This is a genomic window from Streptomyces chlorus (assembly GCF_042655885.1).
GTDB lineage: Bacteria > Actinomycetota > Actinomycetes > Streptomycetales > Streptomycetaceae > Streptomyces > Streptomyces chlorus.
Genome location: NZ_JBHSOA010000025.1, coordinates 268,706 through 294,304, shown reverse-complemented (window position 1 = coordinate 294,304; position 25,599 = coordinate 268,706). Strand labels below are relative to the sequence as shown.

The 25,599-nt window shown below is 71.8% G+C and carries 30 protein-coding genes; 10 read left to right on the top strand and 20 right to left on the bottom strand.

The window, feature by feature from the left end; translation table 11 throughout:
- Positions 1-17 precede the first annotated feature (17 nt).
- The gene (locus ACFPZI_RS12880) at positions 18-446 is read right to left on the bottom strand and encodes a CBS domain-containing protein (RefSeq protein WP_381362441.1); all 429 of its coding nucleotides are present in this window, start codon (positions 444-446) and stop codon (positions 18-20) included.
- A 106-nt stretch (positions 447-552) separates the two neighbouring features.
- A complete protein-coding gene (locus ACFPZI_RS12875; protein WP_381362438.1) occupies positions 553-1,185 on the bottom strand; it encodes a nucleoside/nucleotide kinase family protein in 633 nt (210 codons plus the stop codon).
- 144 nt (positions 1,186-1,329) lie between these two features.
- Between ACFPZI_RS12875 and ACFPZI_RS12870 the strand changes: the two genes are divergently transcribed.
- The gene (locus ACFPZI_RS12870) at positions 1,330-1,809 is read left to right on the top strand and encodes an anthrone oxygenase family protein (RefSeq protein WP_381362436.1); all 480 of its coding nucleotides are present in this window, start codon (positions 1,330-1,332) and stop codon (positions 1,807-1,809) included.
- A 234-nt stretch (positions 1,810-2,043) separates the two neighbouring features.
- Positions 2,044-3,540 (top strand): glutamate synthase subunit beta, encoded by a 1,497-nt coding sequence (locus ACFPZI_RS12865; RefSeq protein WP_381362434.1) that lies wholly within the window; start codon positions 2,044-2,046, stop codon positions 3,538-3,540.
- 43 nt (positions 3,541-3,583) lie between these two features.
- Here ACFPZI_RS12865 and ACFPZI_RS12860 read toward each other — a convergent pair whose 3' ends face one another.
- The 3 genes from ACFPZI_RS12860 to ACFPZI_RS12850 form a co-directional block, all read right to left on the bottom strand.
- A complete protein-coding gene (locus tag ACFPZI_RS12860) occupies positions 3,584-4,390 on the bottom strand; it encodes an SAM-dependent methyltransferase (protein ID WP_381362431.1) in 807 nt (268 codons plus the stop codon).
- A 204-nt stretch (positions 4,391-4,594) separates the two neighbouring features.
- Positions 4,595-4,900, bottom strand: coding sequence for a DUF397 domain-containing protein (locus ACFPZI_RS12855; protein WP_381362428.1), 306 nt, complete (start codon positions 4,898-4,900; stop codon positions 4,595-4,597).
- Positions 4,901-5,761, bottom strand: coding sequence for a helix-turn-helix domain-containing protein (locus ACFPZI_RS12850; RefSeq protein ID WP_381362425.1), 861 nt, complete (start codon positions 5,759-5,761; stop codon positions 4,901-4,903).
- A 192-nt stretch (positions 5,762-5,953) separates the two neighbouring features.
- Here ACFPZI_RS12850 and ACFPZI_RS12845 point away from each other — a divergent pair, with 192 nt between their 5' ends.
- Both ACFPZI_RS12845 and ACFPZI_RS12840 read left to right on the top strand, forming a co-directional pair.
- The gene (locus ACFPZI_RS12845; RefSeq protein WP_381362423.1) at positions 5,954-6,679 is read left to right on the top strand and encodes an ATP-binding protein; all 726 of its coding nucleotides are present in this window, start codon (positions 5,954-5,956) and stop codon (positions 6,677-6,679) included.
- Positions 6,680-6,699: 20 nt separating this feature from the next.
- Positions 6,700-7,104 carry a hypothetical protein gene (locus tag ACFPZI_RS12840; protein WP_381362420.1) on the top strand — a complete coding sequence of 135 codons (405 nt, stop codon included), beginning with the start codon at positions 6,700-6,702 and terminating at the stop codon, positions 7,102-7,104.
- A 56-nt stretch (positions 7,105-7,160) separates the two neighbouring features.
- On the opposite strand, the gene ACFPZI_RS12835 is transcribed toward ACFPZI_RS12840, so the two are convergent.
- The 6 genes from ACFPZI_RS12835 to ACFPZI_RS12810 all read right to left on the bottom strand — a co-directional run bounded on the left by ACFPZI_RS12835 (position 7,161) and on the right by ACFPZI_RS12810 (position 12,687).
- Positions 7,161-7,346 carry a hypothetical protein gene (locus ACFPZI_RS12835; RefSeq protein ID WP_381362417.1) on the bottom strand — a complete coding sequence of 62 codons (186 nt, stop codon included), beginning with the start codon at positions 7,344-7,346 and terminating at the stop codon, positions 7,161-7,163.
- A 182-nt stretch (positions 7,347-7,528) separates the two neighbouring features.
- Positions 7,529-8,218, bottom strand: coding sequence for a DUF899 domain-containing protein (locus ACFPZI_RS12830; protein WP_381362415.1), 690 nt, complete (start codon positions 8,216-8,218; stop codon positions 7,529-7,531).
- Positions 8,219-8,354: 136 nt separating this feature from the next.
- Entirely contained in the window at positions 8,355-10,241 is a 1,887-nt protein-coding gene (locus ACFPZI_RS12825; protein WP_381362412.1) for an FUSC family protein, read from the bottom strand.
- 491 nt (positions 10,242-10,732) lie between these two features.
- A complete protein-coding gene (locus ACFPZI_RS12820) occupies positions 10,733-10,945 on the bottom strand; it encodes a DUF397 domain-containing protein (RefSeq protein WP_381362409.1) in 213 nt (70 codons plus the stop codon).
- The gene (locus tag ACFPZI_RS12815) at positions 10,942-11,760 is read right to left on the bottom strand and encodes a helix-turn-helix domain-containing protein (protein ID WP_381362408.1); all 819 of its coding nucleotides are present in this window, start codon (positions 11,758-11,760) and stop codon (positions 10,942-10,944) included. The genes ACFPZI_RS12820 and ACFPZI_RS12815 overlap by 4 nt, the downstream gene beginning before the upstream one ends.
- A 303-nt stretch (positions 11,761-12,063) precedes the next feature.
- Entirely contained in the window at positions 12,064-12,687 is a 624-nt protein-coding gene (locus ACFPZI_RS12810) for a TetR/AcrR family transcriptional regulator (protein ID WP_381362405.1), read from the bottom strand.
- A gap of 94 nt (positions 12,688-12,781) precedes the next feature.
- Between ACFPZI_RS12810 and ACFPZI_RS12805 the strand changes: the two genes are divergently transcribed.
- Both ACFPZI_RS12805 and ACFPZI_RS12800 read left to right on the top strand, forming a co-directional pair.
- Positions 12,782-13,429 carry an NADPH-dependent FMN reductase gene (locus ACFPZI_RS12805; protein WP_381362404.1) on the top strand — a complete coding sequence of 216 codons (648 nt, stop codon included), beginning with the start codon at positions 12,782-12,784 and terminating at the stop codon, positions 13,427-13,429.
- The gene (locus ACFPZI_RS12800; RefSeq protein WP_381362401.1) at positions 13,426-14,829 is read left to right on the top strand and encodes a DHA2 family efflux MFS transporter permease subunit; all 1,404 of its coding nucleotides are present in this window, start codon (positions 13,426-13,428) and stop codon (positions 14,827-14,829) included. The genes ACFPZI_RS12805 and ACFPZI_RS12800 overlap by 4 nt, the downstream gene beginning before the upstream one ends.
- A 376-nt stretch (positions 14,830-15,205) precedes the next feature.
- Here ACFPZI_RS12800 and ACFPZI_RS12795 read toward each other — a convergent pair whose 3' ends face one another.
- Entirely contained in the window at positions 15,206-15,949 is a 744-nt protein-coding gene (locus ACFPZI_RS12795; RefSeq protein ID WP_381362938.1) for a nucleotidyltransferase domain-containing protein, read from the bottom strand.
- Between the two features lie 206 nt (positions 15,950-16,155).
- Between ACFPZI_RS12795 and ACFPZI_RS12790 the strand changes: the two genes are divergently transcribed.
- Together ACFPZI_RS12790 and ACFPZI_RS12785 are read left to right on the top strand one after the other, a co-directional pair.
- Positions 16,156-16,572, top strand: a complete 417-nt coding sequence (locus tag ACFPZI_RS12790) for a RidA family protein (protein WP_381362400.1) — start codon at positions 16,156-16,158, stop codon at positions 16,570-16,572.
- Positions 16,569-17,033, top strand: a complete 465-nt coding sequence (locus ACFPZI_RS12785) for a GNAT family N-acetyltransferase (protein ID WP_381362397.1) — start codon at positions 16,569-16,571, stop codon at positions 17,031-17,033. The genes ACFPZI_RS12790 and ACFPZI_RS12785 overlap by 4 nt, the downstream gene beginning before the upstream one ends.
- Before the next feature lie 76 nt (positions 17,034-17,109).
- On the opposite strand, the gene pip is transcribed toward ACFPZI_RS12785, so the two are convergent.
- Complete coding sequence (gene pip, locus ACFPZI_RS12780; RefSeq protein WP_381362394.1) at positions 17,110-18,075, bottom strand: prolyl aminopeptidase; 966 nt, start codon at positions 18,073-18,075, stop codon at positions 17,110-17,112.
- 36 nt (positions 18,076-18,111) lie between these two features.
- Entirely contained in the window at positions 18,112-18,876 is a 765-nt protein-coding gene (locus ACFPZI_RS12775) for a uracil-DNA glycosylase (RefSeq protein WP_381362391.1), read from the bottom strand.
- 174 nt (positions 18,877-19,050) lie between these two features.
- On the opposite strand from ACFPZI_RS12775, the gene ACFPZI_RS12770 reads away from it, so the two are divergent.
- Entirely contained in the window at positions 19,051-19,722 is a 672-nt protein-coding gene (locus ACFPZI_RS12770) for an RNA-binding S4 domain-containing protein (protein WP_381362388.1), read from the top strand.
- A 120-nt stretch (positions 19,723-19,842) separates the two neighbouring features.
- On the opposite strand, the gene ACFPZI_RS12765 is transcribed toward ACFPZI_RS12770, so the two are convergent.
- Positions 19,843-20,307, bottom strand: a complete 465-nt coding sequence (locus ACFPZI_RS12765; protein ID WP_381362385.1) for a DoxX family protein — start codon at positions 20,305-20,307, stop codon at positions 19,843-19,845.
- Positions 20,308-20,407: 100 nt separating this feature from the next.
- Positions 20,408-21,106 (bottom strand): class I SAM-dependent methyltransferase, encoded by a 699-nt coding sequence (locus tag ACFPZI_RS12760; protein WP_381362382.1) that lies wholly within the window; start codon positions 21,104-21,106, stop codon positions 20,408-20,410.
- A 141-nt stretch (positions 21,107-21,247) separates the two neighbouring features.
- On the opposite strand from ACFPZI_RS12760, the gene ACFPZI_RS12755 reads away from it, so the two are divergent.
- Positions 21,248-21,511, top strand: coding sequence for a DUF6343 family protein (locus ACFPZI_RS12755; protein ID WP_381362381.1), 264 nt, complete (start codon positions 21,248-21,250; stop codon positions 21,509-21,511).
- Positions 21,512-21,637: 126 nt separating this feature from the next.
- Here the strand turns inward: ACFPZI_RS12755 and ACFPZI_RS12750 are convergent, their stop codons facing one another.
- The 4 genes from ACFPZI_RS12750 to rpsA all read right to left on the bottom strand — a co-directional run bounded on the left by ACFPZI_RS12750 (position 21,638) and on the right by rpsA (position 25,482).
- Positions 21,638-22,021: a tetratricopeptide repeat protein gene (locus ACFPZI_RS12750; RefSeq protein WP_381362378.1), complete on the bottom strand. Its 384-nt coding sequence runs from the start codon at positions 22,019-22,021 to the stop codon at positions 21,638-21,640.
- 50 nt (positions 22,022-22,071) lie between these two features.
- Positions 22,072-22,692 carry a dephospho-CoA kinase gene (coaE, locus tag ACFPZI_RS12745; protein WP_381362375.1) on the bottom strand — a complete coding sequence of 207 codons (621 nt, stop codon included), beginning with the start codon at positions 22,690-22,692 and terminating at the stop codon, positions 22,072-22,074.
- An 87-nt stretch (positions 22,693-22,779) separates the two neighbouring features.
- Positions 22,780-23,718 (bottom strand): PAC2 family protein, encoded by a 939-nt coding sequence (locus ACFPZI_RS12740; protein WP_381362373.1) that lies wholly within the window; start codon positions 23,716-23,718, stop codon positions 22,780-22,782.
- Positions 23,719-23,976: 258 nt separating this feature from the next.
- The gene (gene rpsA / locus ACFPZI_RS12735) at positions 23,977-25,482 is read right to left on the bottom strand and encodes a 30S ribosomal protein S1 (protein WP_381362370.1); all 1,506 of its coding nucleotides are present in this window, start codon (positions 25,480-25,482) and stop codon (positions 23,977-23,979) included.
- Between the last annotated feature and the right edge of the window lie 117 nt (positions 25,483-25,599).

Sequence of the window (25,599 nt, the reverse complement as noted above, 5' to 3'; positions counted from 1 at the left end):
CGCGGCACGGCCCACGTTCAGCCGGACGGAACCCTGGCATAGACGCTCTCGGCCCAGGTGGCGAGCTGGTCGTCCGTCAGGTGCTGGGCGAGATCGGCCTCGCTGATCATGCCGACCAGGCGCTTGTCGTCGACGACGGGGAGTCGGCGGATGCGGTGTGTCTGCATCTCCTGGAGGACCTCGCCGACGTCGGCGTCCGCCGCGATCCAGCGCGGTGTGCCCTTGGCCATCTCGCCTGCGGTGACCCTGGCCGGATCGTGGCCCATGGCGACACAGTCGACGACGATGTCGCGGTCCGTGAGGATGCCGCAGAGGCGCTCGTTCTCGTCGCTGATGGGCAGCGCGCCGACGTTCAGCTCGCGCATCAGCTGGGCGGCGCGGTCGAGCGTCTCGTGAGCGGGGATCCACTGGGCGCCGCGGTGCATGATGTCTCCGGCGGTGGTCATGAGGTACCTCCCGGTGCCGGACGGCCGGCGCGGCGCGGGGCGCACCGCGAGTACCGGTGCTCTTCATTGTCGCCGTGCCACCAGGGCCCCGCACCTTCGCCCGGCCTCAGCCGTGCCACGCCGGGTGGCGGGGGTCGTCGGCGCGTACCAGGACGTCGGCGGTGCCGGCCGGGCCGGTCTCCCGCTCGTAGCGCTCGAAGGCGGGCAGGGTCCAGTGCCCGGACTCGGGGGTGCGGCGGCGCAGGGCGCCCGGGGAGAGCGAGACGTGGACGCTCAGGTCGAAGGGGAACCAGTGCCGCAGGAGGAGCGGGCCGTGCAGCAGCAGTACCCCGCCGGGTGGGAGCGGGACGTAGGGACTGCGGGTGGCTCGGTCGGTGACGGGGTCCCACAGGTCGGGCAGGACCCGTCCGTTCCCGCCCGGTTCGAGGGGGCCGAACACCTCGCGCCAGAGGGCGCCGGTGTCGTACCAGCCGTCGTAGTACGACTCCACGTCCTGGTGGCCGTACTCCAGCCGGACCGAGGCCGGGCGCAGGAAGCCCTCCGTGCTCACGACGAGGGAGGGGCGCCCGCGGACGCGCAGGGCCTCGGCGACCCGTTCGGCGAGGTCTTCGGGGCGGGCGGCCGGGGCACCGTCGAAGGCGACGCGCGGCCAGGGACCGCCGTCGGACGTCTCCAGTGTCGCCACACGCTCGGCGAGGAGGTCGCCGAGCCGGTCCCAGGTGATCGCTTCGCATCGCACACCGCCATGATGCGCGGGCCGGCTGGACGCCCGCGTATGGCCCCGCGACGCTCGGCCATGGGCGCCGGGCCCGGGTCCGGCTTCACTGGTGGCGACAGTGGCCGCCGGAAGGATTTCCGGCCGGGACGGGCGGGAGCCGACAACGTGATGGATGGACCGTACGTCGTGCTGACAGTGCTGGGCGTACTCGGGGCCGGGCTGGTGGCGGGAGCCTTCTGCGCCTTCTCGACATTCGTGATGAGAGGGCTCGCGGCGCTGCCGCCCGCGCAGGGGGTGGCGGCGATGCAGTCGGTCAACGTGGCCGCGGTGCGGGCGCCCTTCATGCTGGTGTTCCTCGGCTCGGCGCTGCTGTGCGCGGCGATCGCCGTGGTGACCCTGGTGACAGGGCCGGACGAGGGCGCGGCGTGGCTGCTGGCCGGCAGCACGCTGTACCTGTTCGGCGGATTCGGGGTCACCGTGGTCGCGAACGTGCCGCGCAACAACGCGCTGGCCGGGCTCGATCCCGGCACCGCAAAGGCCGCCGCATACTGGACCGCGTACGTGCGCGAGTGGACGCGGTGGAACCACATGCGCACGGTCGCCTCGGCGGGTGCCGCGGTGGCGTACGTACTGGCTCTCACCTGACGGCACGCGGAAGGCGCCGTCGGCGGCCTGCGGGTGGGCGTGAGCAGTCGTATCGTGGCCGGAGAACACCGGAGCCCAAAGAGAGCGCCAGGGTCGAAGAGACAGGTCCGGAAAGACAGGTCCGGAGAGACAAGAAACGCCGGTGGCGAAAGCCTCCCGGCCCCCGAGGAGTGCCGTCCGACCACGAACGGCCTGTCACTCGCGCACACAGGGAAGAACGCAAGGAAGACGGCCATGGCCGATCCCAAGGGGTTCCTGACCACGCCGCGCCAGGACTGGCCGCGCAGGCCCATCGGGGAACGGGTCCGGGACTGGGACGAGGTCTACGTCCCCGGCGCGCTGCTGCCCATCGTCGGTCCGCAGGCCGACCGCTGCATGGACTGCGGCGTCCCCTTCTGCCACGAGGCCTGCCCACTGGGCAATCTGATTCCCGAGTGGAACGACCTGGTCGCGCGCGACGACTGGTGGGCCGCGGCGGAGCGGCTGCACGCGACCAACAACTTCCCCGAGTTCACCGGCAGGCTGTGCCCGGCGCCCTGCGAGGCGGGATGTGTGCTCGCCATCAACCAGCCCGCCGTGACGATCAAGAACGTCGAGTGCGCCATAGCCGACCGGGCCTGGGAGGAGGGCTTCGCCGGGCCGGCCCCGCCGGACCGGCTCTCCGGCCGGACGGTCGCCGTGATCGGCTCGGGTCCCGCCGGACTGGCCGCGGCCCAGCAGCTGACCAGGGTGGGGCACACGGTCGCCGTGTACGAGCGGGACGACCGGATCGGCGGGCTGATGCGGTACGGCATCCCCGAGTTCAAGATGGAGAAGCGTCATCTGGAGCGGCGCATCGAGCAGATGCGGGCCGAGGGGACGAAGTTCCGTACGTCCACGACGGTCGGGCGCGATGTCGGCGCCGACGAGCTGCGAGCGCGTTACGACGCCGTGGTGATCGCCACCGGGGCGACCGCGTGGCGGGAACTGGACGTTCCTGGAAGGGAACTGATCGGTGTTCACCAGGCCATGGAGTATCTTCCGCTGGCCAACCGGGTGTGCGAGGGGGACCTGGAGACGTCCCCGCTGTCCGCCGCGGGCCGGGATGTCGTCATCGTCGGGGGTGGTGACACGGGCGCCGACTGTCTGGGCACGGCCGTGCGGGAGAGGGCCACGTCCGTGACGCAGCTGGACATCTACGACCGGCCGGGCGGCGAGCGCGACGAGGGCACCGAGCCCTGGCCGACGTACCCGAAGCTGTACCGGCTGTCCGGCGCGCACGAGGAGGCCGGCGCGCTGAGGATGGCACCGGAGGCGGCCGAGGAATCGGACGTACGGCTGTTCGCGGCGTCCACACTGCGCCTCACCGGCGGCACGGACGGGCGGGTCCGGGCGTTGCACCTGGTCGGGGTGGACGCGGAGCGCCGCGCTCGGCCCGGCACCGAGCGGGTCCTGCCCGCCGGTCTCGTCCTCCTCGCGCTCGGCTTCTCCGGACCCGACCAGGAGGACGGGCTCGTCGCCGGGCTCGGTCTGGAACTGGAGCCGCGCGGCACGATCGCGCGCGACGCCGGCTTCGCCACGAACGTGCCGGGTGTGTTCGCGGCCGGGGACGCCGCCCGCGGGCAGTCGCTGATCGTGTGGGCGATCGCCGAGGGCCGGGCGGTGGCGGCGGCCGTCGACCGTCACCTGACCGACGGCACCACCCGGCTCCCGGCCCCCATCGGCCCGTACGACCGCCCGATGACGGCGTGACGCACACCGACGGGCAACGCCCGCCCCTCGGACTGCCCGGGGCCTACGCCTTGCGCCCCACCGCCCCGTACCCCGGGATCACCCCGTCGTCCTGGCCGGGTACGGGCTCGCCCAGTTCGGGGTGCCACAGGTGGGGCACCTGGACACCGGGTTCGACCAGCTCGAGGCCGGCGAAGAGGCGGGTGAACTCCTCGCGGGAGCGCAGGGCCAGCGTGACGCCCGCGGCCTTGAGCTTCTCGGTGGCCGCCTTCGATTCCTCGGGGGTGAAGTCGGACGTCGCGTGGGAGACCACCAGGTAGCTGCCGGAGGGCAGATCGGCGAGCAGCCGGCCGACCAGCTCGTGGGCGCCGTCCTCGTCGGAGATGAAGTGCAGCAGCGCGATGAGGGAGAGCGCGACCGGTTGGTCGAAGTCGAGGATCTTCCGCGCACCCTCCAGGATGCTCTCCGGATCGCGCACATCGGCCTGGAGGTACTCGGTCACTCCCTCGTCGGTGCCGCGCAGCAGCGCGCCCGCGTGGGCCAGCACGATGGGGTCGTTGTCGCAGTAGACGACGCGCGCGTCGGGTGCGATCTCCTGGGCGACCTGATGGAGGTTCGGCTCGGTGGGGATGCCGGTGCCGATGTCGAGGAACTGACGTACGCCCTGGCCGGCGAGCCAGCGCGTGGCGCGCTGCATGAAGGCGCGGTTCACCCGCGCCATCACGGGCACCCTCGGGTCGAGGGTGAGCATCTGCCGGCCCATGGCCTCGTCGACGGGATAGTTGTCCTTGCCGCCGAGGTACCAGTCATACATCCGCGCGGTGTGCGGCTTGCTCGTGTCGATCTCGACGGGGTGCTGCTGCCCGGTCATGACGAACTCCGTAAGTGTCTGCAACTGTTAGTGATCAATTTCAGTGCCGAGCCAGTGTGGTGAGTGGAGCGGGCGGGGATACCCGGAACAGAGTGCTGCGCGGGGACGAGGGTGCGTACTCAGCGGGGAGAAGGGGGAAGGTAGGGGGAACAAGCAACATCGGGGGTATGGCGGGAAGAGCAACGGTAGGACGGTCGACAAGGGTCAGGACAGCAGGAAATCCGCCTCTCCCGCTTTGGCTCCTTCGATGAAGGCCGTCATCTCGGCCGAGGTGTAGATGAGCGCCGGTCCGTCCGGGTCGGTGGACTGCCGTACGGCGATCCGGCCGTCGTCGAGTTTCATCGCCTCCAGGCAGTTGCCACCGTTGCCACCGCTCCACGGCTTGTGCCAGCCCTCGCTGCCCAGCTCGTGCGCGGGCATGCCGTTGTAGATCCGCCTGGTGCGGACCCGCGGCGGGGGCACCGACAGGGGGGAGGACAAGGACAGGGACAGAGGTTTGATGTGGTTCATTCACAGCTCCTTGCGGAGATCCCTGAGGATCACCTTCGTGCGATGTGCTGTAGCGGCCTGCGCCGCCATGCGGTCCATGACCTCGAGGTGGGTCGCCACCTCGGCACGCGCGTCCAGGTAGACGGCGCCGGTCAGGTACTCGCTGTAGACCATGTCCGGCAGTTCGGGCATGGCAAATCGGAACAGCACGAACGGCCCGTACGTGCCGGGGTGCGGCCCGCTGGCGAACGGGGCGACCTGCAACGTCACGTTGGGCAGCTTCGTGGCCTCGAGGAGTCTGTCGACCTGGGTACGCATCACCTCCGGGCCGCCGACCGGGCGGCGCAGCGCCGTCTCGTCCATCACGACCCACAGCCGGGGCGCGTCGTCACGGGTGAGCAGATCCTGCCGTTGCATGCGCAGGGCGACGTGCCCCTCGATGTCCTCGGGCCGGGTCTGCCCGATGGCACCCGAGCGCAGCACGCCCCGTGCGTAGTCCTCGGTCTGCAGCAGACCGGGGACGAAGTGGGGCTCGTAGCTGCGGATGAGCGTAGCCGCGCCCTCGAGGCTGACGTACATCGAGAACCAGCCGGGCAGGATCTCGTGGAAGCGCTGCCACCAGCCGGGCCGGTTGGCGTCCTCCGCCAGCTGTACGAAGGCGTCGGCCTCGCTGTCGGAGACCCCGTAGGCCTTCAGCAGAAGCTGGAGGTACGGAATCTTGAGCGCGACCTCGGCCATCTCCATGCGCCGGACCGTGGCGGGGGCGACGTGCAGGACGCGTGCGGCCTCTTCACGCTTGAGGCCGGCGCTTTCCCGCAGATCCAGCAGGCGCCGGCCGAGGACGACCTGGCCGACCGTCGGCGCGGACCGCGGTTCACTCACGCTCCACCTCCACGAAAAGGATTTCCTGACGTTCCTGAAGCTGACAGCCCTGACAGCCCAGCGGCGCCAACCCGAGACCACTCGAACATCTCTTCGGTGATCTCAACTGGCGCCGCGCGGGGTGCTGTTGCGAGCAGTGTGCCACGGCCGTCCAGACCGTCACACGGCACTCTGGATTTTTCAGAGTGACACTTGCCAAGTGTGCACGGCGGGGCGATAGTGGCAAGCGTGATTCCGTCCGTGCCCTTAGGAACAGACGCCGCTGCGCGCCCCTTCGGTCTCGGCCCCGCCCCGGGAGCCGCCGACCCCGCAGGGGCTGTTGTCCAGCGCCGGTTCCGCTTCGAACTGGCCGCCCATCCGGGTTCTCCCGCGCAGGCCAGACGCCTGACGAGGGCCCGGCTGACCGGCTGGTCGGTGTGCGAGGACACCTGCGACACAGCGGCTCTGGTCGTCTCCGAACTCGTCACCAACGCCATCGTGCACACAGCGAGCAGCCACATAGTCTGCGAGCTGCACGACGGCGACGAACTGGTGCGCATCGCCGTGCGGGACGAGGGCTGCGCCCCCGGCCGGCCCCGTGCGAACACCCGGCAACAGCCGGAGGAGGAGCACGGGAGGGGACTGCTTCTCGTCGACGCCATGTGTCACGCCTGGGGCGCCCACGAGCAGGGTCCCGGGCTGCTGGTCTGGGCCGAACTGCCCCGCAAGGCCGACACACCGCGCCCGTCCGACGGGCCGCAGAACGACCTCGGCTGGGGCGAGCGCCCCAAGCCGGGCCCGGCCGGCGGCCAGGACGAGGGCGAGGAGCCCGAGCAGCGGCACCACCGCGGAGCGGCCCCCACCACTTCGCACACACCTCCTCATCAGCATCAGCACACGACCCCGCGCCAGCACCGCCGGGACGGGGGGCGGACGTGACGGGCGCTCGGACCCTGAGCATGAACACGCTGGTACGCCTCCAGCGCGGGCTGCACACTCCGGCCGCACCGCTCCTGCGCCTGCCCGTCCCCGAGGGGATGACGGCGCCGATGGGCTGCGACGCGGTGGCGGTACCGGCCCGTTTCGGACCGCTGCTCATGCCCCGGCTGCCACGGGTAGGGTGCGTGTACGCCGATGAGGCGCACTGGTGGTGGCTGGTTCCGTCCGATTCGGACTACGCCCTGGAGTGGCCCGCCCCCGCGCGGTACGACACGGGGGCCGTCGTGCCGGACGCCCCGGACCTCCCCGGTCTGATCCACCGCCCTGACGGCACGCTTCCCTACACTCCGCCGATACCGCTCTACCTGGCGGTGTGCCGCCTGACGGACACGACCCCGAGCTGGTCCCGCCCGGTCACCGCATAGGGCTCCCGGGCCTCACTCGGTGCGCTGCGCACCGCCCCGCCGTGCCCCGTGCGGGCTCACGCGGCCGCGTCGGCGCTGCCGTCGCCACCGCGGACGATCACCAGGAACGTGTCGGTCGCGAGGTCCATGACGACCTCGGCGGGCAGGCCCTCCATGCGCCGCGCCCGCGCGAACTCCTCTGCGGGCCAGGACCCCCGCGGTCCACCCGCGGGAAAGCGTTCAAGCACCGTTCGCCCGTTCACCCGCAGCCTCCCGTCCGGCGTTGTCCTCATAGAGTTGAACGCCGACGACGAGGTGAACGCCTCTCTCGGAGACCGTACTGAGACGTAGTTGACACGCGTTCACCGTCAGGTGTGAGCGGGCTCTCCGATCTTCCGGACATTCAGTCGCTTTCCGCGTCGAAACTCCTACGCGCCGCAATCCCCTACTCGTCGTATTCGTCGTGGTAGCGGACACGCTCGCTTCCCGCGGGGGCGCCGAAGGCCGACGCGCGTCCCGTGGGTTCCTCCCACTCCTCCTGCCTGCCGAGCGCCGTGAGGTCCAGCAGGGTGGTGGTCGAGCCAAGTCCGTCGAGGCCGCGTTCGTAGGTCGAGTACGTGTGGAAGACGCGGTCCCCGTCCCGCAGGAAGCAGCTGAGGCCCGGCCGCTCGACCAGCTCTCCGTCACGCTCGAGGGTGACCTCGAAGTCCTCGTTGAAATCGTCGGCGCAGGAGGAGTACCAGGGCAGCGTCCAGCCCATCCGCGCCTTGAACGGAAGGATCTTCGGGTACGGCGCCCGGGAGACGGCCGCGAAGGTGGTGTCGCGGGCCTTCAGGTGGGCGAGGTGTCCGATCTGGTCCAGGAACCCGGAGCAGCTGCGGCACCCGGTGTCCCACTCGGGCGCGAACATGAAGTGGTACACGACGAGCTGCCGCCGCCCCTCGAACAGATCGGACAGCGCGGCCTTGCCGTCGCCGCCCTCGAACACATACTCCCGGTCGATCCCGACCATGGGCAGCCGGCGCCGCTCGGCGTTGAGCGCGTCCTTCGCGCGGGTGACGACCTTTTCCTTGACCAGCAGTTCCGCACGCGCCGCGCGCCAGTCCCCGCGCGAGACGATCTCCGGAAGCGACATGGTTCCTCCTGTGCAACGGTCCCGTTGCAAGGAGTGACCGGCGCCGTCACCGGAACTCATCGCAACTCGCCCGCCCGGTTCCAAGATTTTTCGCACCGGTCGTGCGGGCGCGGGTGCGTCGGGGGTTACCGGCCGCTCACGGCCGCACGGACCGCGCCCCATCATCGGCTCGCCCGGCGACGGGCAGCTCCGGCAGCCGGACCCCGACGCGCTCGCGGCGCCGGTCGAGGGCGTCCCGGAGTTCGGCGAGCTGCTCGGCGTGACGGGCGTCGAGCCGTCCCGTGTCGTCGAGGTGGACAGCGCAGGCGGTGGTGGTGTCGACGAGCCGTTCGAGGAGGGCGGCGAACTCGTCCGCGCCGTCGGCGTGCCGGGCGAGCGCGGGGAGTTCGGCGGAGGCGAGCGCGATGGCGCCGCGGGCCTCGGCGAGGGCGCGGTAGGCCTCGCGGCGCAGGACCCAGCGGGCTGCGCGGTCGCCGGACCCGTCCAGCACATGGGCGAGGTACGCGTGCGCGGCGTCCCCCGCTTCCGTGAGCCGGACCCGGATGGCGCCGCCGCGCCGCACGGGCATCGGCAGGTGTCCGACGACGAGCACGATGGCGCAGGCCAGCAGTGTCTCGCCGATCCGTGCCACGGAGGCCTGCGGTTCACCGCCCACCATCACCAGGGCGAGCACGAGCACGGTGATGACGGTGGTCTGCGCGGCGAAGTGCCGGGCGGCGACCGGGATGAGCGCCCCGCTGACCGCCACCAGCGCGATGAGCCCTTCCGGCCGGGGCAGCACGGCGGCGAACCCGGCGAACAGGAGCGCCCCGAGCACGGTTCCGGCGGCCCGGTTCAGCACCCGCGAGGCGAGCGGTCCGAGGTCGGGCTTGACGAGGAAGACGGCGGTGACGGGCAGCCAGTACCAGTACTCGTGTTGCCCGTACCAGCGGGCGTGGTACAGGGCCTGGGCGACGGCGACGCTCGCTCCGAAGCAGAGGGCGACCCGCAGGCCGTACTCCTGTCCCCGGGTGCCGAGGAGGGTACGGGTGAGAGCGGCGCGGGACCGGCGGCGCGTGTGCAGGTCGCCACCGTCGGCCCGGTCGAAGGCCACGGCGGCGCGCAGGAGGGCGTCGTCGAGGGCGCGCAGCGCGGGGACGGACCGGGAGGGTGCGGGCAGCGGCCCGCTGGGGACGCCGCCGCGTACGGCGACGGCGAGCCGCCGGGGCCCTTCGGACGCGCGAGCCGGTACGGCCTCCCCTGCCCAGGCCAGCGCGGTCGCGGCCTCCGCCAGCGGCAGCGCGGCGGCGTACTGCGCGTGCAGTCGCCGTTCGGCCGCGGAACCGGCGTACCGCCGCAGCCGGGGTCCGGCGAGCACGTCCTGGGCGTGGTCGAGGGCGGCGGTGAGCGCGGCGCGCCGCGCGATGGCGGTGTCCGAGCCGGTGGCGTCGAGCAGTGCGGCGACGGCCTCGTACACGCGGGCGACGGCATGCCGCTCGCCGTCGAACCGGAAGTCCCCCGCGCGGGACCCCGGGGCGGGCAGCGCCAGCCGCAGCAGGAGCAGCCACGCGGCTCCGGCGAGGAAGGCGAGCACCCGCTGCCCTCCGGGTTCGGGCAGGGGCATCCCGGCGCCGACGGCGGCCCCGACGAGCAGCTGCGTCCCGGCGGAGGAGCCGACGGGGCCCAGGGCGCTGACCGCGCCGGCGACCAGCCCGCACCCGGTCAGCGTCAGCGTCAGCAGCACGGCCGGGAGGTGGTCCCCCGTGTACGTCCCGACGAGGAGCCCGGCCGCCCCGGCGAGCGCGGGCACTCCGATCCGGCTGACGGAGACGCGTCGGCTGCCCGGCCGGTCGTTGAGCCCGGCGAACATGGCGCCGATGGCGGCGACGACGCCGAGGGTGGGCCACCCGGCGAGCACGGCGGCGACCAGCAGGGGCCCGCCGCCCAGCACCCCCCGCGTGACCGCGCTCCACGGGACCGGTCCGCGCTGGGCCCGCAGGGCGTGGGCGAGCCACAGGGGTACGGCGGGCGCGGTGCGGGACACGGTGCTCCAGTCGTCTCGTCGGGGGCGGGGCGGGCTCGCGGGCGACGGTGACCGGGCTGGGGACGCGGTGTCCACCGTAGGCGGGGTTGCCGGAGGGAAGGGAACGGTCGCGTTTCCGGGGCGTGACGATGCGAGCAAAGGGTGCGTTCCTGAAGGAACGCGGTCCGTGATGCGCTTGTTCCGTGGGGTTCCCGCAGGACCGGGGTCGCTCGTCCCTCCCATGGGCCTGGTCCACCTCGAAAAGTCGCCGGACGGGAGGCCCGCGGCGGCGAAGGTCGTCAAGGCGTCGGTGGTCGACTCGGAGATCCGGCTGCGGTCGCCCGAGGCCGCGGTGCAGCGAGAAAAGGTGCGGCGGCCGCGCACGCTCGCTTCCAGGCCCGCCCGGACTCCGAGATCGCGGCCGGCTGCTGGTCGCCGTCGCAGTCCTCGTAGGCACGCCGGTGCCCCGTGACCCAGGTCGGCGGTCACGGGGCACTGCGACGCTCTTCGCTCTACGCGGTGTGCCCTGCGGCGAACCCGACGAACTCCGCCCACGCCTCCGGCGCGAGGCCGAGCATCGGGCCTGCCTTGTCCTTCGAGTCACGTACGCACAGGACACCGCTCCCGGCGGCTACCTCAACGCACTCTCCACCGTCCCCGGCGCTGTAACTGCTCTTGAACCACGTCAGGTTGTCGAAGTCTCGCCCGGTCGTTTCCCCGCTCATCCCTCTCCCAACAACTTCTCGATCAACGAGAGCGATTCAGCCGGTGTGAGCGCCTGCGCTCGGAGACTTCCGTACGCAGCCTCAAGCTCCCGGACCTTCCCGCGCTCGGTGTGGACGTGGCTGTCGCCTTGCACCTCTGTGTAGGCGATCCTCCGCTCATCCTTGGTCTCCATCAAGGTGAACGGGCCGGCCAGTCCTGCATGCTGCTTGCGGGAGAGGGGCATCGTCTGGATCTCGACGTTCCGCTGCTCCCCGGCCAGCATGAGATGTTCCATCTGGCCCCGCCAAACGGTCTCGCCGCCGAGTGGGCGGTGCAGCACCGCCTCATCGATCACGAAGGTCAGGTGCGGTGCCGGGCGTCGGGCGAAGATGTCCTTCCGCGCCATGCGGGCGGCCACGCGCTGCTCGATGATCACCTCGTCCAGCAAAGGGCGCCACATCGCGCACACGGCACGGGCGTACTCCTCGGTCTGCAACAGTCCAGGGACAGCCCTGGTGGCGTACACGTGGAGTTCGACCGCCTGTGCCTCCAACCGCGCCGCGTCCCGGAAGAACGCCGGATACTGCGCCCGAGCCACCTCCTCCTTCCCCGCCTTCAACAGCCCACCCGCGTCCAGCAGTTCATCCGCCTTGTCGATGAACCTCGGCGGCGGAATCCGCCTCCCCTGCTCAAAGCTGGCGATCGTCGACGCGGAGTACCCCGCCCTGCTCCCCAGCTCCGCGCGATCCAGCCCCGCCCGCTCCCTGCACAGCTTCAGTTGCCGTCCGAAGACGTGCAGGATGCCCGCACTGGCCTCCTGCTCCTGGCCGTCCACCTGCTGTCGCTGTTCCTCCACGCCCGGCACCTCCCGTACGTACTCACCGCCGAACACCCCGCACTGTCGTCACGCTCGCAACCAACCCGCCACGCGGAGGCCCGGTCACGCCCCACCCCGTGTACAGACCGGCGCCCGGAACCGGCCGCACCCACCCCGGGCCCGCCGCGGACGCGAGGTCCCGCCCCCACGCCCCGGCGGGACCCGGCCGGCCGGGAGGCGTGAAGAGGGCCGCGGGCCCCGGACGGAGCAGCTCGCCCGGCGGACCTCGGCGTGGTCCGGGGCCGTCGTGCGTGTGCGACCTCAGCGCCGTTCGTATCCCCGCAGGAACGCGCGCACCCCGGAGGCGATCAGCTCGTCCCGCTCCTCGTCCGGCATGGACAGGATCCCCTGGTAGGTGCGGTCACTGATCACGCCGACGGTCAACTGCAGGAAGTGGACCGCGGCACGATCCGGGTCCGGGGCGTCGAGCAGCCCGTCCTCGGCCAGCTCGCGGAAACGGGCAGCCACCTCCCCGAGGGCACGGTCGGGACCGGCGGCACGCCACGCGTCCAGGAACTCCCGCGGGACGTGGCCGACCTCGGCCCGCAGCTGCCGCACGACGGCGAAGTGGTCCTGGTACCGGTACATCGGCGACATCCAGGCGTGCGCGAAGCCGATGAGGTCGGCCTCCAGGTCCGTGACCTTGTGGAGCCGTCGGTCGACGGCGTCGATGTGGGCCCGTACGACCTCCTCCGAACCCTCCACGACCACGACGCGGAAGAGCTGCGCCTTCCCCTCCGGGAAGTGGTTGTAGATCGTGCGGGTGGAGACTCCGGCCTCCTTGGCGATGGAGTCCATGCCGGCGCGGGTGTAGCCGTCGCGCCCGAAGACGCGGCGCGCTCCCCGCACGATCGCCTGCCGCTTCTCCGCCAGCCCTTGTCTCACGCGTCCTGCCCCTTTCTGTCGACCGCCACGGTATCCGGCCGGAAAAGTACAACGACCGTTGCATTGATTGCCACGCTCGTTGTACTTTCTCGGCATGACGAACTCCTCGGCCTCCTCCCCCCGTTCGAACGCTTCCCCCACGACCGGTGCCCTCCCGGGCGATCCTCCGGCGAACGCCCCCCTGCGCGTCGTCGTTCTGACCGGCTCGACCCGCGAGGGCCGTTTCGCCCCTGTCGTCGCCGACTGGTTCCTGCGGTTCGCCGCCCAGCGCGGCGACCTCGAACTGGACCCCGTCGACCTGGCCGAGCACCCCCTGCCCGACGTCGTCTCCGCCGTGCCCCACCCGGAGGCCGCCGGGCTCACGGAGCGCCTGACGGCGGCCGACGCCTTCGTTGTGATCACCCCCGAGTACAACCACAGTTTCCCCGCGCCCCTGAAGAACGCCATCGACCTGCACTTCACGCAGTGGCAGGCCAAGCCTGTCGGCTTCGTGTCCTACGGAGGCCTGGCCGGCGGCCTGCGCGCGGTCGAGCAGCTGCGACTGGTCTTCGCCGAACTGCACGGCGTCACGATGCGGGACACGGTGAGCTTCCACAACGCGTGGGAGAACTTCGACGAGGACGGCTCACTGCTGCGGCCCGAGATCCCCGAGGGAGCGGGCAAGGCGATGCTGGACCAGCTGACCTGGTGGGGGCGGACGCTGCGAGCCGGGCGCGCCCACGCCGCGTACGGAGCGCGATGAGCACCGCCCTCCCGGCGCGGACCGGGGGGAGAGGCGGGAACGGGGGGCCGCCCCTGCCCGCCGTCCCCCGGCACGCCCTGGCCCTCGCGGGCGTCGTGGTGCTCGGCTCGTTCATGACGGTGCTCGACATGACCATCGTCAATGTCGCCCTGCGCCACCTCTCGCGCGCCTTCGACGCGCCCCTGTCCGTCGTCCAGTGGACGGTGACCGGCTACTCGCTGGCGCTGGCGACCGTCATCCCGGTCACCGCGTGGGCGGTGGGACGGTACGGCGCCAAGCGGGTCTTCCTCACCGCCGTCGCGCTCTTCACCCTCGGCTCGGGGCTCACCGGCCTCGCCTGGAACGTCGGTTCGCTGATCGCGTTCCGCGTGGTGCAGGGACTCGGCGGCGGCATGATCGTGCCCGTCGCCATGACGGTCGTCCTGCGCGCCGCCCCGCCGGAACGCAAGGGCACGATGATGGGCGTCCTCGGCATCCCCGTCCTCGTCGGCCCGATGGCGGGTCCGGTCCTCGGCGGCGTCCTCACCGACGCGCTGTCCTGGCGCTGGATCTTCTTCGTCAACGTCCCGGTCGGCGCCCTCGCCCTGCTGCTCGGAGCCCGGGTCATGCGCGACGACGGCGAGCGGACCGGCCGCCCGCTGGACCTGGCCGGACTGCTGACGCTCCCCCCGGGCCTGGCCCTCCTGCTGTACGGGCTGACCCTGGGCGGCGAGCGCGGCGGTTTCGGCACCCCCGGGGCCGTCGTCCCGGTCGTCGCCGGTGCGGTGCTGGTGACCGCCTTCGCGGTGCGGGCGCTGCGGGCGGCCCACCCCCTGCTCGACCTGCGGCTGCTGCGGAGGGCGTCGGTCGGCCGTGCGGTGGCGACCATGGTGCCGTTCTCGGCCGCGTACTTCGGTTCGATGATCCTCGTACCGCTGTACTGGCAGCAGGAACGCGGTCTGTCCGCCACGCAGGCCGGACTGCTGATGGTGCCCCAGTTCCTGTGCAGCGGCACGGTGATGCAGATCTCCAGCCGGATCTCGGACCGTGTGGCGCCGCGCGCGATCATCGTACCGGGCGTCCTGGTCGCCGTCACGGGCTTCCTTGCCTTCGCCGTCCAGGCCGGATCCGACGTCCCGTACTGGCGCCTGGTCGCCTCCCTCGCCGTCATGGGCACCGGGGTCGGCATGACGAACATGCCCGTCATGGCCTCCGCCACGCGCGGTCTCGCGGACACCGAGGTCGCCGCCGGCAGCACGGCACTGAACATCGTCTCCCAGGTGGCCGCGTCCATCGGCACGGCACTGACGGCTTCGCTGCTGACGGCGACGGACGGATTCCGTACGACGCTGCTGTGCGGGGCGGGCCTGATGGCGCTGGCGCTGCCGATGGCCGTGCGCCTGCCGAAGCACCGGCCGTGAACACGAACGCCGGGCCGTCGGGAAGACCGAGTCGTTCCTGGTTCCGGTGCTGGACCACTGCCGACGGGAGAAGGCGCGGGGTCAAGGCCGTGCTGTTGCATCCGGTGAACGCGCTCGCCACCGACCAGGCGGGGCGGAACGGCGAGTACCTCGCGGAGCCGGGCCTCGCCCAGGTCACGGCGAGGCTGTACATCGGCGACCGGCCGGACACCGACTTCCGGCGGGTGCTGACCCGGCGCGAGGAGATGCGCGTCTCGCCGCCGGACGTGCTGATCACCGGCTACAAGGTGCTCGCCCTGCTGCTCCGGCGCGGCGGGGACCGGCCGTTGTGGCAGGACGCGGGGCTCGCGTACGGGGTGCTGGACGAGTTCCACACCTACGACGGCGCGCAGGGCACGGCCCGGCGCAGCAGTGCTTCGGCGTCCGCGACCGTCCGGACGAGAGCGTCCGGGCTCCGCGTCAGGCCTTCCGCCAGCGCGTCCACGTCGGTCAGCCCCGCCCGCCCGACCAGCCCCTTCTCATTCGTCACCCACTCCCCGCGCGCCGCCATCACCGCGTGCGCGGTCTGGGTCGCGGCGACGGCGATGGCTCCCGCGACCTGGGTGACGGCGCCCTTGGGGGCGTGGCCGGCCTTGGCGTAGGCGAGGGTGGCGGCGGCCGTGCCGTACCAGCGGGGCGGGGCGGTCTTGCGCAGGGCCGGTGGGTAGGCAGCGGGGCGGGACAGTTCGCCGCGCAGGGTGCGGTTGATCGCCAGTTCGGCGACCAGGAGGTACGTCGGGATGCCCGCGAGGTGGAACATCAGCGGCTCGACGCGGAAGCGGCCCTGCTCCGCCTCGGCCAGTTCGTGTTCGACGACGTCGAGGTCGCGGTAGTGGACGTCGACCCGGCGGCCGTCGATGGTCAGCCAGGCGCCGCCGTTGAACACACCGCCGCCCCAGCCTCCGATGTCGGACATCTCGCCCTCCCAGCCGACGGCGCGCAGGTCGTCGGGGTCGAAGGCGTCCCGGTAGTACACGGCCAGGTCCCAGTCGCTGTCGGGCCGTTCGGTGCCCTGGGCGCGTGAGCCGCCGAGGGTGACGGCGCGGACGCCGGGGAGGGCGGCGAGCCGGTCGGCGGTCATCTCGAGGAAGGCCTGGTCCGGGAGGGAGGGCAGGGGCACGGGCACGGGCACTGCTGGGTCTCCTGACAGTCAGGGGTGCGCGGGTGGCCGGTGGGGACGGTACCGGTGCGGCTCGGCTCGGGCGAAGGGAAATTCGGGTGCGGCAGCGGGTTCGGCGCCTGCATGATCGGGAGTTCGCCCGCCGTGCCTCGATTCGGAGATCCCTCGTGATCCAGCGCGTCACCGTCCCCGGTCTCTTTCCGCCTCCCCTCTACTCACATGCCTCCGTCGTCGAGGCGGGCACCAAGCTGGCGTTTCTCGCCGGGTCGGTTCCGCTCGACGCCGACGGGAAGCTCGTCGGGGAGGGGGATCCGGTGCGGCAGGCCGAGCAGGTGCTGGCCAACCTCGAGGAGCAGTTGCGTGCGGTGGGAAGCGACCTGTCACAGGTCGTGTCGACGGACGTGTACGTCGTGAGCGGTGAGCCCGCCGCGCTCTCCGCCGTGTGGGACGTCGTCGAAGCGTCCGGGCTGAGTACCGGGCCGCACTCGTCGACCCTGCTCGGTGTGGCCTGCCTCGGTTACCCCGGGCAGCTCGTCGAGATCACCGCGACGGCCGTCGTGCCGGACGCGGCGGCGGAGTCGTGATCATCGAAGACCGGGCGGTGGACCTGCGCCGGGCCCTGCCCGCCGACTCCGCCCCCGCGGCCGGCGTCTGGCTGCGGTCGTTCGCCGCGGCCCTGCCGGGCGTGGTCCGGCCCCGGTCCGACGACGAGGTGCACGGCTACTTCCGTCATGTCCTCGTGCCGCTGCGCGAGACATGGGTGGCGGAGACGGAGGGCGGGGGCCTCGTCGGTGTGATGGTGCTGGAGGACGAGGAGCTGGCGCAGCTGTACCTCGCCCCCGAGTGGCGCGGGCGCGGACTGGGCGACCGGTTCGTCGCCCTGGCCAAGGAGCACCGCCCCGAGGGCCTTTTCCTGTGGACCTTCCAGGTCAACGGGCCCGCGCACCGCTTCTACGAGCGGCACGGTTTCGAGGCCGTCGAGTGGACCGACGGGAGCCGGAACGAGGAGCGGGAGCCGGACGTGCGGTTCGTGTGGCGGCCGTAGGGCAAGTACAGGTGCGGGCGGGCGTGCGGCAGGTGTGGGGCGGCTGACCGTGGGAGACCGCCGCCGCGCTTACTCGTCAAGCGTCGGCGCGCGCGTACGTGTCCGTCGCCGCCACCAGTACGTCGTCCCCGACGGCCCCGGCGTCGTGGCCGGCCTCGTCGACGACCGTCAGCTCGGCGTCCGGCCAGGCGAGCTGGAGCCGCCAGACGATGCCGAGCAGATTGCCGAGGTCGAGGCTGCCCTGGACCAGGGTGCCGGGGATGCCCTTCAGCAGATGCGCGTCGCGGAGGACCACGCCCTCGTCGTTGCCCTCTCCGAGGAAGTGGTCGTTGCCCCAGTAGTGGGTGACGGTGCGGGCGAAGCCCCTGCGGAACACCGGGTCCTGGAAGCGCGCGACCGAGCCCGGCGGCGCGGGGATGATCGCCGTCTCCCAGTCGGTCCAGGCCCGTGCGGCCCGTTCCCGGACCTCCGGATCGGGGGACTCCAGCAGCCTGTTGCAGGCGGCGGCGAGGTTGTCGTCACGTTCGTCGGCGGGAAGTTCGCCGACGAAGCGTTCGAAGGCCTCCGGGAAGATCTTCCCCAGCCCACGGGTCAAAAGGGCCACCTCGGGGTTGGAGCCGGTGGCCACCCCGGTCAGCACCAGCTCGGTCACCACCCCGGGGTGCGTCTGCGCGTACCGCAGTCCCAGCGCCGATCCCCAGGAGATGCCCCATACCAGCCACCGCTCGATGCCCAGGTGGGCGCGCAGCCGCTCCAGGTCGGCCATGAGATGGGCGGTCGTGTTCACGCTCATGTCGGTGGCGTGGTCGGCCGCGCTCGGTGTCGACCGTCCGGCGCCTCGCTGGTCGAGGAGCACGACGCGGTACGCGGCGGGATCGAAGAAGCGGCGGAGACCGGGGCTCGCGCGACTGCCCGGGCCGCCGTGCAGCACCACCGCGGGCTTGCCGTGCGGGTTCCCGCAGGTCTCCCAGTACACATGGTTGCCGTTGCCGACGTCGAGCATGCCGCGGTCGTACGGTTCGATGTGCGGATAGAGGCCCATCGGGGCACCGTAGTGCTCATGTCGCGAGGGCTCCTCTCATTTCCGGGTGGGTGCTCCCGCCGCTTCGGCCGCCGTGCGCAGCACCTCACGCAGCATGGCGGGGGTGAGCTTGCCGGTGAAGGTGTTGCGCTGGCTGACGTGGTAGCAGCCGAAGAGGTGCAGGTCATCATCCCCGTCCGGGGCGGGGAGCGTGACACGGGTGCCGTGGGCGAAGGCCGGGCGGGGGCGGGGCACGGTCCAGCCCGCCTCGGCGAACGCGGGCAGGGCGGCCTGCCATCCGAAGGCGCCGAGGACGAGCGCGGCCCGCACCGTCGGCCGCAGGAGCCGCAGCTCCTGGAGCAGCCAGGGCCGGCAGGTGTTCCGTTCGGCGGGGGTCGGTTTGTTGGCGGGCGGGGCGCAGTGCACGGGTGAGGTGACGCGTACGCCGTACAGTTCCAAGCCGTCCCCGGTGTGCGTGGAGGTGGGCTGCGAGGCGAGCCCGACGTCGTACAGCGCCTCGTACAGCACATCTCCGGAACGGTCTCCGGTGAACATCCGCCCGGTGCGGTTGCCGCCGTGCGCGGCGGGCGCCAGCCCGACGATCAGCAGCCGGGCGTCCGGCGGCCCGAATCCCGGCACCGGCCGTCCCCAGTACGTCCAGTCGGCGAACGCGGCGCGCTTGGTACGGGCGACCTCCTCCCGCCAGTCCACCAGTCGCGGGCAGGCACGGCAGCCGGCGACGCGCCGGTCGAGAGCGGAGAGGCTCGGCACGTCATGTACGCCGGAGGGGTCAGGGGGATCGGGGAGGCCGCTGGGGTCCATGGCTCCACGGTAGGACGGGCCGCCCGGCCGGCCCATGACTCATGGCACCAGGGAGCGCCCGCGGGTGTCAGCACCGGGCGACGTTGACGGCTCCCCGGCCCGCTCGGCCGGCTCACTGGCGGCGGGCCAAAATCCTTTCTCACCGGGCCGCCCCGGAGGGCTAAAGTCGGGACCATGGCTTCTGAGGGTGCGGAGTACGGCAGGACGCGTAGCGGCGGGGACACCGCGAAGAAGGCGGCCCCCGCAGGGGAAACCGCTTCCGCGCCGCCATCCGCGCGCGCTGCCGAGGCCTCCCCCGACTCGGGCGGGACAGCCGCCCCGGCCCCGGAGACCGCCGCCGCTGTGGCGGCCGCCGAGGCCGCCGGACCGAAGAGCGGCGAGACCGTCCGGACCGACAGCTGGATCTGGGCCGTACGTCTGGTCAAGACCCGTTCCCTCGGCGGTGCCGCCTGCCGGGGCGGTCATGTGCGCGTGAACGGCGAGCGGGTGAAGCCCGCGCACTCGCTGCGCGTCGGCGACGAGGTGCGCCTGCGGCACGAGGGCCGGGAACGGGTCGTCGTCGTCAAGCGCCTGATCCGCAAGCGGGTGGGCGCCCCGGTCGCGGTCCAGTGCTACATCGACAACTCCCCGCCGCCCCCGCCCCGCGACGCCGTCGCCCCGGCCGGCATCCGGGACCGCGGCACGGGCCGCCCGACCAAGCGCGACCGCCGCGAACTGGAACGCCTCCGCGGCTTGGGCGGCCTGAGCGGCCCTGACCTCCCCGGTGACCTCGAACGACCCGACGCACCGGCCGAGCCCGGTGGCCGCGGCCGGCAACCGGGCTCGAAGAAACGACGGCGGCCCTGAACGACCGGCGACGCACGGTACCGGGGACGGTCCCTGAGCCCAGGCCGAACCTGAGGGTGCCCCGGAGACCACCCCGGCGGGCACTCCCGCCATGCCGGGGCCCAGCCGCACCGCTCTCCCTCATCCCTCGCGGCGCAGCAGCCGCAGCAGCCGCAGCAGATCAGCGTTGTGCTCCCGTCGTGCCCAGGCGATGAGCACGAGCGGCACCATCAGAAGGAGCGGGGTCACCGCGTACTGACCGTCGAAGACGACGATCTGCACCACGCACGCCCCCACCATCAGCGCGCTCAGCCCGACCGCGGCCGCCGACTGCAGCACCGGGACCAGCAGGCCGATCGCACCTGCGAGTTCCAGCATGCCGATGGCGTACATTCCCGCGCTGCCCCAGCCCATGTCGTCGAAGGGCTCGACGGCCGACGCGTGCGCGATGAGCTTCGGCAGGGCACTCGCGAAGGCGAAGAAGAGCGCGAGCACCACCTGTACGACGCGCAGCGCGACACCGGCCCACCGCCCACCGGCGGACGCGGAGGGGGACGCGGGCGGGGTGGAAGCGGCGGATACGGCAGGGGTGGTGTGCTCGGACATGGTGTCTCCTGTGGGAAGCGGTCGGTGTCGCTGTCGTAGAGGTAGACCACCCCTCGCCCCCGAACTCATCGCCGCCCAGGCAAAATTCCGGGGTTTCCACTCAGTCCGCGGTCGCCGCCACCGCCCTCACCCACATCCCGTCCTGCGTCAGGTACCGGTCCACGCGCAGGCCCTCCTCCCCCAGTGCCTCCTCGAACTGCTCCTTCGTCAGCGGCCGTGACCGGAATGTCTGTGTCCACACCGCGTCCGGGAACACGTACTCCGCGTGCACCGCGTCGACCCCGTCGCCGACCGGCTCGGCCGACACGATCCGCGCGGTGAAGCCCGCCGGGTCCACCCGCTCGCGCGGCACGTTGGTGTGGTAGTCCTCGCCCTCCCGCTGGATCAGTACGCGCCCTCCCTTCGCCAGATGCCGCACGCAGGTGCGCAGCAGTCCCCGCCGCACCTCCGCGTCGCCCGCGTGCACCAGGAACGAGGCGAGCAGCACCACGTCGAACGTCTCGTCCAGCCGCAGCTTCTCTATGGGGCCGCATATGGTTCGCGCCCCGCGCACGCGCTCCAGCATCTCGGCGGACTCGTCCACGGCCGTGACCGTGAATCCGCGCTCCAGCAGTGCGTGGGTCATCCTGCCCACGCCGCTGCCCAGTTCCAGGATCCTCGCGCCCGCCGGCACGGCGTCGGCGATGATGTCCGGCTCGTCCCCGAGGGGCAGCCGCGAGTACAGCTCCACCGCGCAGCCGTCCGGGGTGATCGCCCCGGGGCCCGTCCCCTCGTACCCTTCACGCATTTTCAGCTTCATGCCCGTCCAACGGACCGGATCCGCAAGCCCGTTCCCACTGCCCCCCGGTTCACTCGACCGAGTGACGGCCGGCCTTCGGGGGACGCGCGGGCCGTCCCCGGCAGCCCGGAGTACCGTGAGGAGGGGAGTGGTGGTGATGCGATGCGTACGGGCAGTGAGCCGAGGACCGCGCGCAGTGCGCTGCGCATGCGGTTCTGGCTGAGCGTGTGGGGCGAGGTCTGGACGGTCTTCGGGACGGTGGCGTTCGCGCTCACCGGGTATCCGGGCTGGGCGCTCGTCTGCGCGCTGCTGTGGCTGGTCGTCACCATCGACCTGATCGTGATCGTCCGGCACCTCCGTCAGGGGGCTCACTACCAGCCGGGCCGCGACGTGCCCCCGTACGAACCGCCGAGGGACACGCTGTGACCGGCGGACCAGGACCTGTGACCCGGCAGACGCCGTGACCGGGACCGGGATCGTGATCGGGGAGCGGCGCGGACCCGCTCGGATGCCGTCCCTGCTGCCCGCCCGGCTGCCGTCCCGGCCGCCCGCTCAGCTGTCGTCGAAGCGCGCGGCCTTCAGGTACTCCGGGTTCGGGTCCAGGGCGGCGGCCAGTCGGAAGTGGCGCCTGGCGGGGTCGGGCCGGCTCTGCCGCTGGTAGGTGCGGGCGAGCGCGAAGTGCGCGAAGGCGTTGTCCGGTTCGCGCTCCAGGACGATGGAGAACTCGAGCTCCGCGGGGCGCAGCTGGGCCGCCGCGAAGAACGCACGCGCGCGCAGCAACCGCGCGGCCGTGTTCTCCGGATACGCGTCGATGACCCCGTCGAGCAGCTTCACCGCACCCCGCGGGTCCCGCGAGGCGAGCAGTTGCTCAGCGGCACGGAAGTCGATGACATGCGTCTCCGGCGTACGTCCGGTCGAACCACTGCTCTCGGGCACAGCTGCATCCTTCCCTTGCCGAACCGGTTCAACGCCCCGGGTGAGGGCCCCTATTCCTGCGCGGGCCGCCGGTCCGCCCCCGCCCGGCGCACGAGCTCGGCCCATACGTCCTTCACTCGCCGTGCCAGCTCGTCCAGGGGCACATCGTTGTCGATGACGATGTCCGCGATCTCCCGGCGCTGCTCGCGCGTCGCCTGGGCGGCCATCCGCGCGCGGGCGTCCTCCTCGCTCATGCCGCGCCGGCCGACGAGTCGCTCGAGCCGGGTCTCGGCGCTCGCGTCGACCACGATCACGAGGTCGTAGAGGGACGCGAGGCCGTTCTCCGTGAGGAGGGGTACGTCGTGGACGACGACGGCGTCCTCGGCGGCGGCTTCCTCCAGCTCTCGGGAGCGGGCGCCCACCAGGGGGTGGACGATCGAGTTGAGGAGGGCGAGCTTCCCCGCGTCGGCGAAGACGACCGCGCCGAGCCTCGGCCGGTCCAGGATGCCGTCCTCGGTGAGGATCTCCTCACCGAAGGCCGCCACAACCGCCGTGAGACCGGGTGTCCCCGGTGCGACGACCTCGCGCGCGATGCGATCCGCGTCGATCAGTACGGCGCCGCACTCGACGAGCAGCCGGGACACCTCGCTCTTGCCGGCACCGATCCCACCAGTCAGTCCCACCGTCAGCATGTCCGAAAGCTTAGGGCCTGGCGCCGGCAGCACGCCGGGCGGACCGGTACGTGGCGCCGGACCGACGGGGCCGGCGCCCCAGCCGCCTCAGATGTCGCCTTCGCGCTCCGCCAGGAACCGCTCGAACTCGAGCCCGATCTCGTCCGCCGACGGGATCTCCACCGGCTCGGCGAGCATGTTGCCCCGGGTTTCGGCACCCGCGGCGGCGTCGTACTGGTGCTCGAGGCCCTGGATGAGGGCCGTGAGTTCCTCGTCGCCCTCCTGCACCTGGCGGTCGATCTCGGTCTGGGTGCGGTGGGCGTCGGTCCGCAGGGAGTGCGCCACACCGGGCAGGACCAGGCCGGTGGCGGCCGTGATGGTCTCCAGGACGGTCAGCGCCGCGTCCGGGTACGTGGAGCGGGCGATGTAGTGCGGCACGTGCGCGGCGACTCCGAGCACGTCGTGTCCGGCCTGCATGAGCCGGTACTCGATGAGGGCCTCGACGCTGCCGGGCACCTGCGCCTCCTCGAAGGGGCTGCTGTGGGCCGGGACGAGGTCGGTGCGGTTTCCATGCGGGGTGATGCCCACGGGGCGGGTGTGCGGGACGCCCATGGGGATGCCGTGGAAGTTCACCGCCAGGCGGACGCCGAGCCGCTCCACGATCTGCCGCACCGCGGCGGCGAACCTCTCCCACTCCACATCCGGCTCCGGCCCGGACAGCAGGAGGAACGGCGCTCCGGTGGCGTCCTGGACCAGCCGCACCTCGAGCGTGGGCACCTCGTAGTCGGTCCAGCGGTCGCGGGTGAAGGTCAGCAGAGGGCGACGGGCCCGGTAGTCGACGAGCCGGTCGTGGTCGAACCGGGCGACGACCTGGTGGGGCAGCGAGTCGAGCAGCCGCTCGGCGATCTGGTCTCCGGTCTCGCCCGCGTCGATGTATCCGTCGAAGTGGTAGAGCATGACAAGACCGGCCGATTCCTGGGCGAGCGCCATGTCGACGACAGCCAGCCCCTTCGGCTCCCATGCGTACAAACCCTGCGGATCAAGCACAGTGACCGCCCCTCCTCGTGTTTCCTAGTGGACAACGTGACGCGCGGCACCGGCATTCCCGGAGTTCACCTTCGAACGCCCTTGTTCTCACGGGACTTCACGTGGAGCACCGCCCTCCGACGCCGGCCCGGGCACCGTCACCGGCCGGCTGAACAGCCGGAACCGGGTCGGGACGTGCCGAGGGCCCGCACCCCGGTGGGGTGCGGGCCCTCGGCCCAAGAGCTCGCGCTCAGTGGTTACCGCTCAGCATGCTGCGGTTCAGCTCTGGCCGCCGGCCAGCTTCTCGCGCAGCGCGGCCAGCGCCTCGTCCGAGGCCAGGGCGCCGGAGTTGTCGGCGCCCTCGGAGGAGTACGAACCGCCGCCACCACCGGACGCGGCCGGAGCCGCACCCGCGGTGTCGACACCCTCGGCAGCAGCCTTCTCGTCCGCCTCGCGGGACTTGATGACCTGCGCCTGGTGCTGCTCGAAGCGGGTCTGCGCCTCGGCGTACTGGGTCTCCCACACCTCGCGCTGGGTCTCGTAGCCCTCGAGCCAGTCGTTGGTCTCGGGGTCGAAGCCCTCGGGGTAGATGTAGTTGCCCTGGTCGTCGTAGGACGCGGCCATGCCGTACAGGGTCGGGTCGAACTCGACCGCCGACGGGTCGGCACCGAAGGCCTCGTTGGCCTGCTTCAGCGAGAGGCTGATGCGGCGGCGCTCGAGGTCGATGTCGATGACCTTGACGAAGATCTCGTCGTTGACCTGGACGACCTGCTCCGGGATCTCCACGTGGCGCTCGGCCAGCTCGGAGATGTGGACCAGACCCTCGATGCCCTCGTCCACGCGGACGAACGCACCGAACGGAACCAGCTTCGTGACCTTGCCGGGCACGACCTGGCCGATCTGGTGGGTGCGGGCGAACTGCTGCCACGGGTCTTCCTGGGTCGCCTTCAGCGACAGGGAGACACGCTCGCGGTCCATGTCGACGTCGAGGACCTCGACGGTGACTTCCTGACCGACCTCGACGACCTCGGAGGGGTGGTCGATGTGCTTCCAGGACAGCTCGGACACGTGCACCAGGCCGTCGACGCCACCCAGGTCCACGAAGGCACCGAAGTTGACGATCGAGGAGACGACGCCGGAACGCACCTGACCCTTCTGGAGGGTGGTGAGGAACGTCTGGCGGACCTCGGACTGGGTCTGCTCCAGCCAGGCACGGCGGGACAGGACCACGTTGTTGCGGTTCTTGTCCAGCTCGATGATCTTCGCCTCGAGCTCCTTGCCCACGTAGGGCTGAAGGTCGCGGACGCGGCGCATCTCGACCAGGGAGGCCGGGAGGAAGCCGCGGAGGCCGATGTCGAGGATGAGACCACCCTTGACGACCTCGATGACGGTACCGGTGACGATGCCGTCCTCTTCCTTGATCTTCTCGATGGTGCCCCAGGCGCGCTCGTACTGGGCGCGCTTCTTCGAGAGGATCAGGCGGCCTTCCTTGTCCTCCTTCTGGAGAACAAGGGCTTCGATCTCGTCACCGACGGCGACGACCTCGTTGGGGTCGACGTCGTGCTTGATCGAGAGCTCGCGGCTCGGGATGACACCTTCGGTCTTGTAACCGATGTCGAGCAGGACCTCGTCCCGGTCGACCTTCACGATGACGCCGTCGACGATGTCGCCGTCGTTGAAGTACTTGATCGTCTCGTCGATCGCGGCGAGGAAGGCTTCCTCGTTACCGATGTCGTTGACCGCAACCTGCGGGGTGGTGGCGGTGGTCTCGGTGCTGCTCGTCATGTGGGAAAGGGCTCCGGTACGGACAGTGAGTCGTAGATACTGCTACGCCGGAGCCCGTTTCGCTCTGCAGAAGCCGGACAGCCTAGGAAGCGCCGTTCCAGACACCGGGTGCCCGGT

Bases quoted from the DNA above. Each gene is read 5' to 3' on its own strand.
- ACFPZI_RS12770 (WP_381362388.1), top strand. From the start codon at position 19,051: ATGGCTTCTGAGGGTGCGGAGTACGGCAGGACGCGTAGCGGCGGGGAC.
- ACFPZI_RS12805 (WP_381362404.1), top strand. From the start codon at position 12,782: ATGACGAACTCCTCGGCCTCCTCCCCCCGTTCGAACGCTTCCCCCACG.
- ACFPZI_RS12755 (WP_381362381.1), top strand. From the start codon at position 21,248: ATGCGTACGGGCAGTGAGCCGAGGACCGCGCGCAGTGCGCTGCGCATG.
- ACFPZI_RS12830 (WP_381362415.1), bottom strand. From the start codon at position 8,218: ATGTCGCTTCCGGAGATCGTCTCGCGCGGGGACTGGCGCGCGGCGCGT.
- ACFPZI_RS12775 (WP_381362391.1), bottom strand. From the start codon at position 18,876: ATGGACCCCAGCGGCCTCCCCGATCCCCCTGACCCCTCCGGCGTACAT.
- ACFPZI_RS12760 (WP_381362382.1), bottom strand. From the start codon at position 21,106: ATGAAGCTGAAAATGCGTGAAGGGTACGAGGGGACGGGCCCCGGGGCG.
- ACFPZI_RS12860 (WP_381362431.1), bottom strand. From the start codon at position 4,390: ATGACCGGGCAGCAGCACCCCGTCGAGATCGACACGAGCAAGCCGCAC.
- coaE (WP_381362375.1), bottom strand. From the start codon at position 22,692: ATGCTGACGGTGGGACTGACTGGTGGGATCGGTGCCGGCAAGAGCGAG.
- ACFPZI_RS12840 (WP_381362420.1), top strand. From the start codon at position 6,700: ATGAACACGCTGGTACGCCTCCAGCGCGGGCTGCACACTCCGGCCGCA.
- ACFPZI_RS12865 (WP_381362434.1), top strand. From the start codon at position 2,044: ATGGCCGATCCCAAGGGGTTCCTGACCACGCCGCGCCAGGACTGGCCG.
- ACFPZI_RS12880 (WP_381362441.1), bottom strand. From the start codon at position 446: ATGACCACCGCCGGAGACATCATGCACCGCGGCGCCCAGTGGATCCCC.
- ACFPZI_RS12765 (WP_381362385.1), bottom strand. From the start codon at position 20,307: ATGTCCGAGCACACCACCCCTGCCGTATCCGCCGCTTCCACCCCGCCC.
- ACFPZI_RS12795 (WP_381362938.1), bottom strand. From the start codon at position 15,949: ATGACCGCCGACCGGCTCGCCGCCCTCCCCGGCGTCCGCGCCGTCACC.
- ACFPZI_RS12820 (WP_381362409.1), bottom strand. From the start codon at position 10,945: ATGAGCGGGGAAACGACCGGGCGAGACTTCGACAACCTGACGTGGTTC.
- ACFPZI_RS12855 (WP_381362428.1), bottom strand. From the start codon at position 4,900: ATGAACCACATCAAACCTCTGTCCCTGTCCTTGTCCTCCCCCCTGTCG.
- rpsA (WP_381362370.1), bottom strand. From the start codon at position 25,482: ATGACGAGCAGCACCGAGACCACCGCCACCACCCCGCAGGTTGCGGTC.
- pip (WP_381362394.1), bottom strand. From the start codon at position 18,075: ATGGGCCTCTATCCGCACATCGAACCGTACGACCGCGGCATGCTCGAC.
- ACFPZI_RS12800 (WP_381362401.1), top strand. From the start codon at position 13,426: ATGAGCACCGCCCTCCCGGCGCGGACCGGGGGGAGAGGCGGGAACGGG.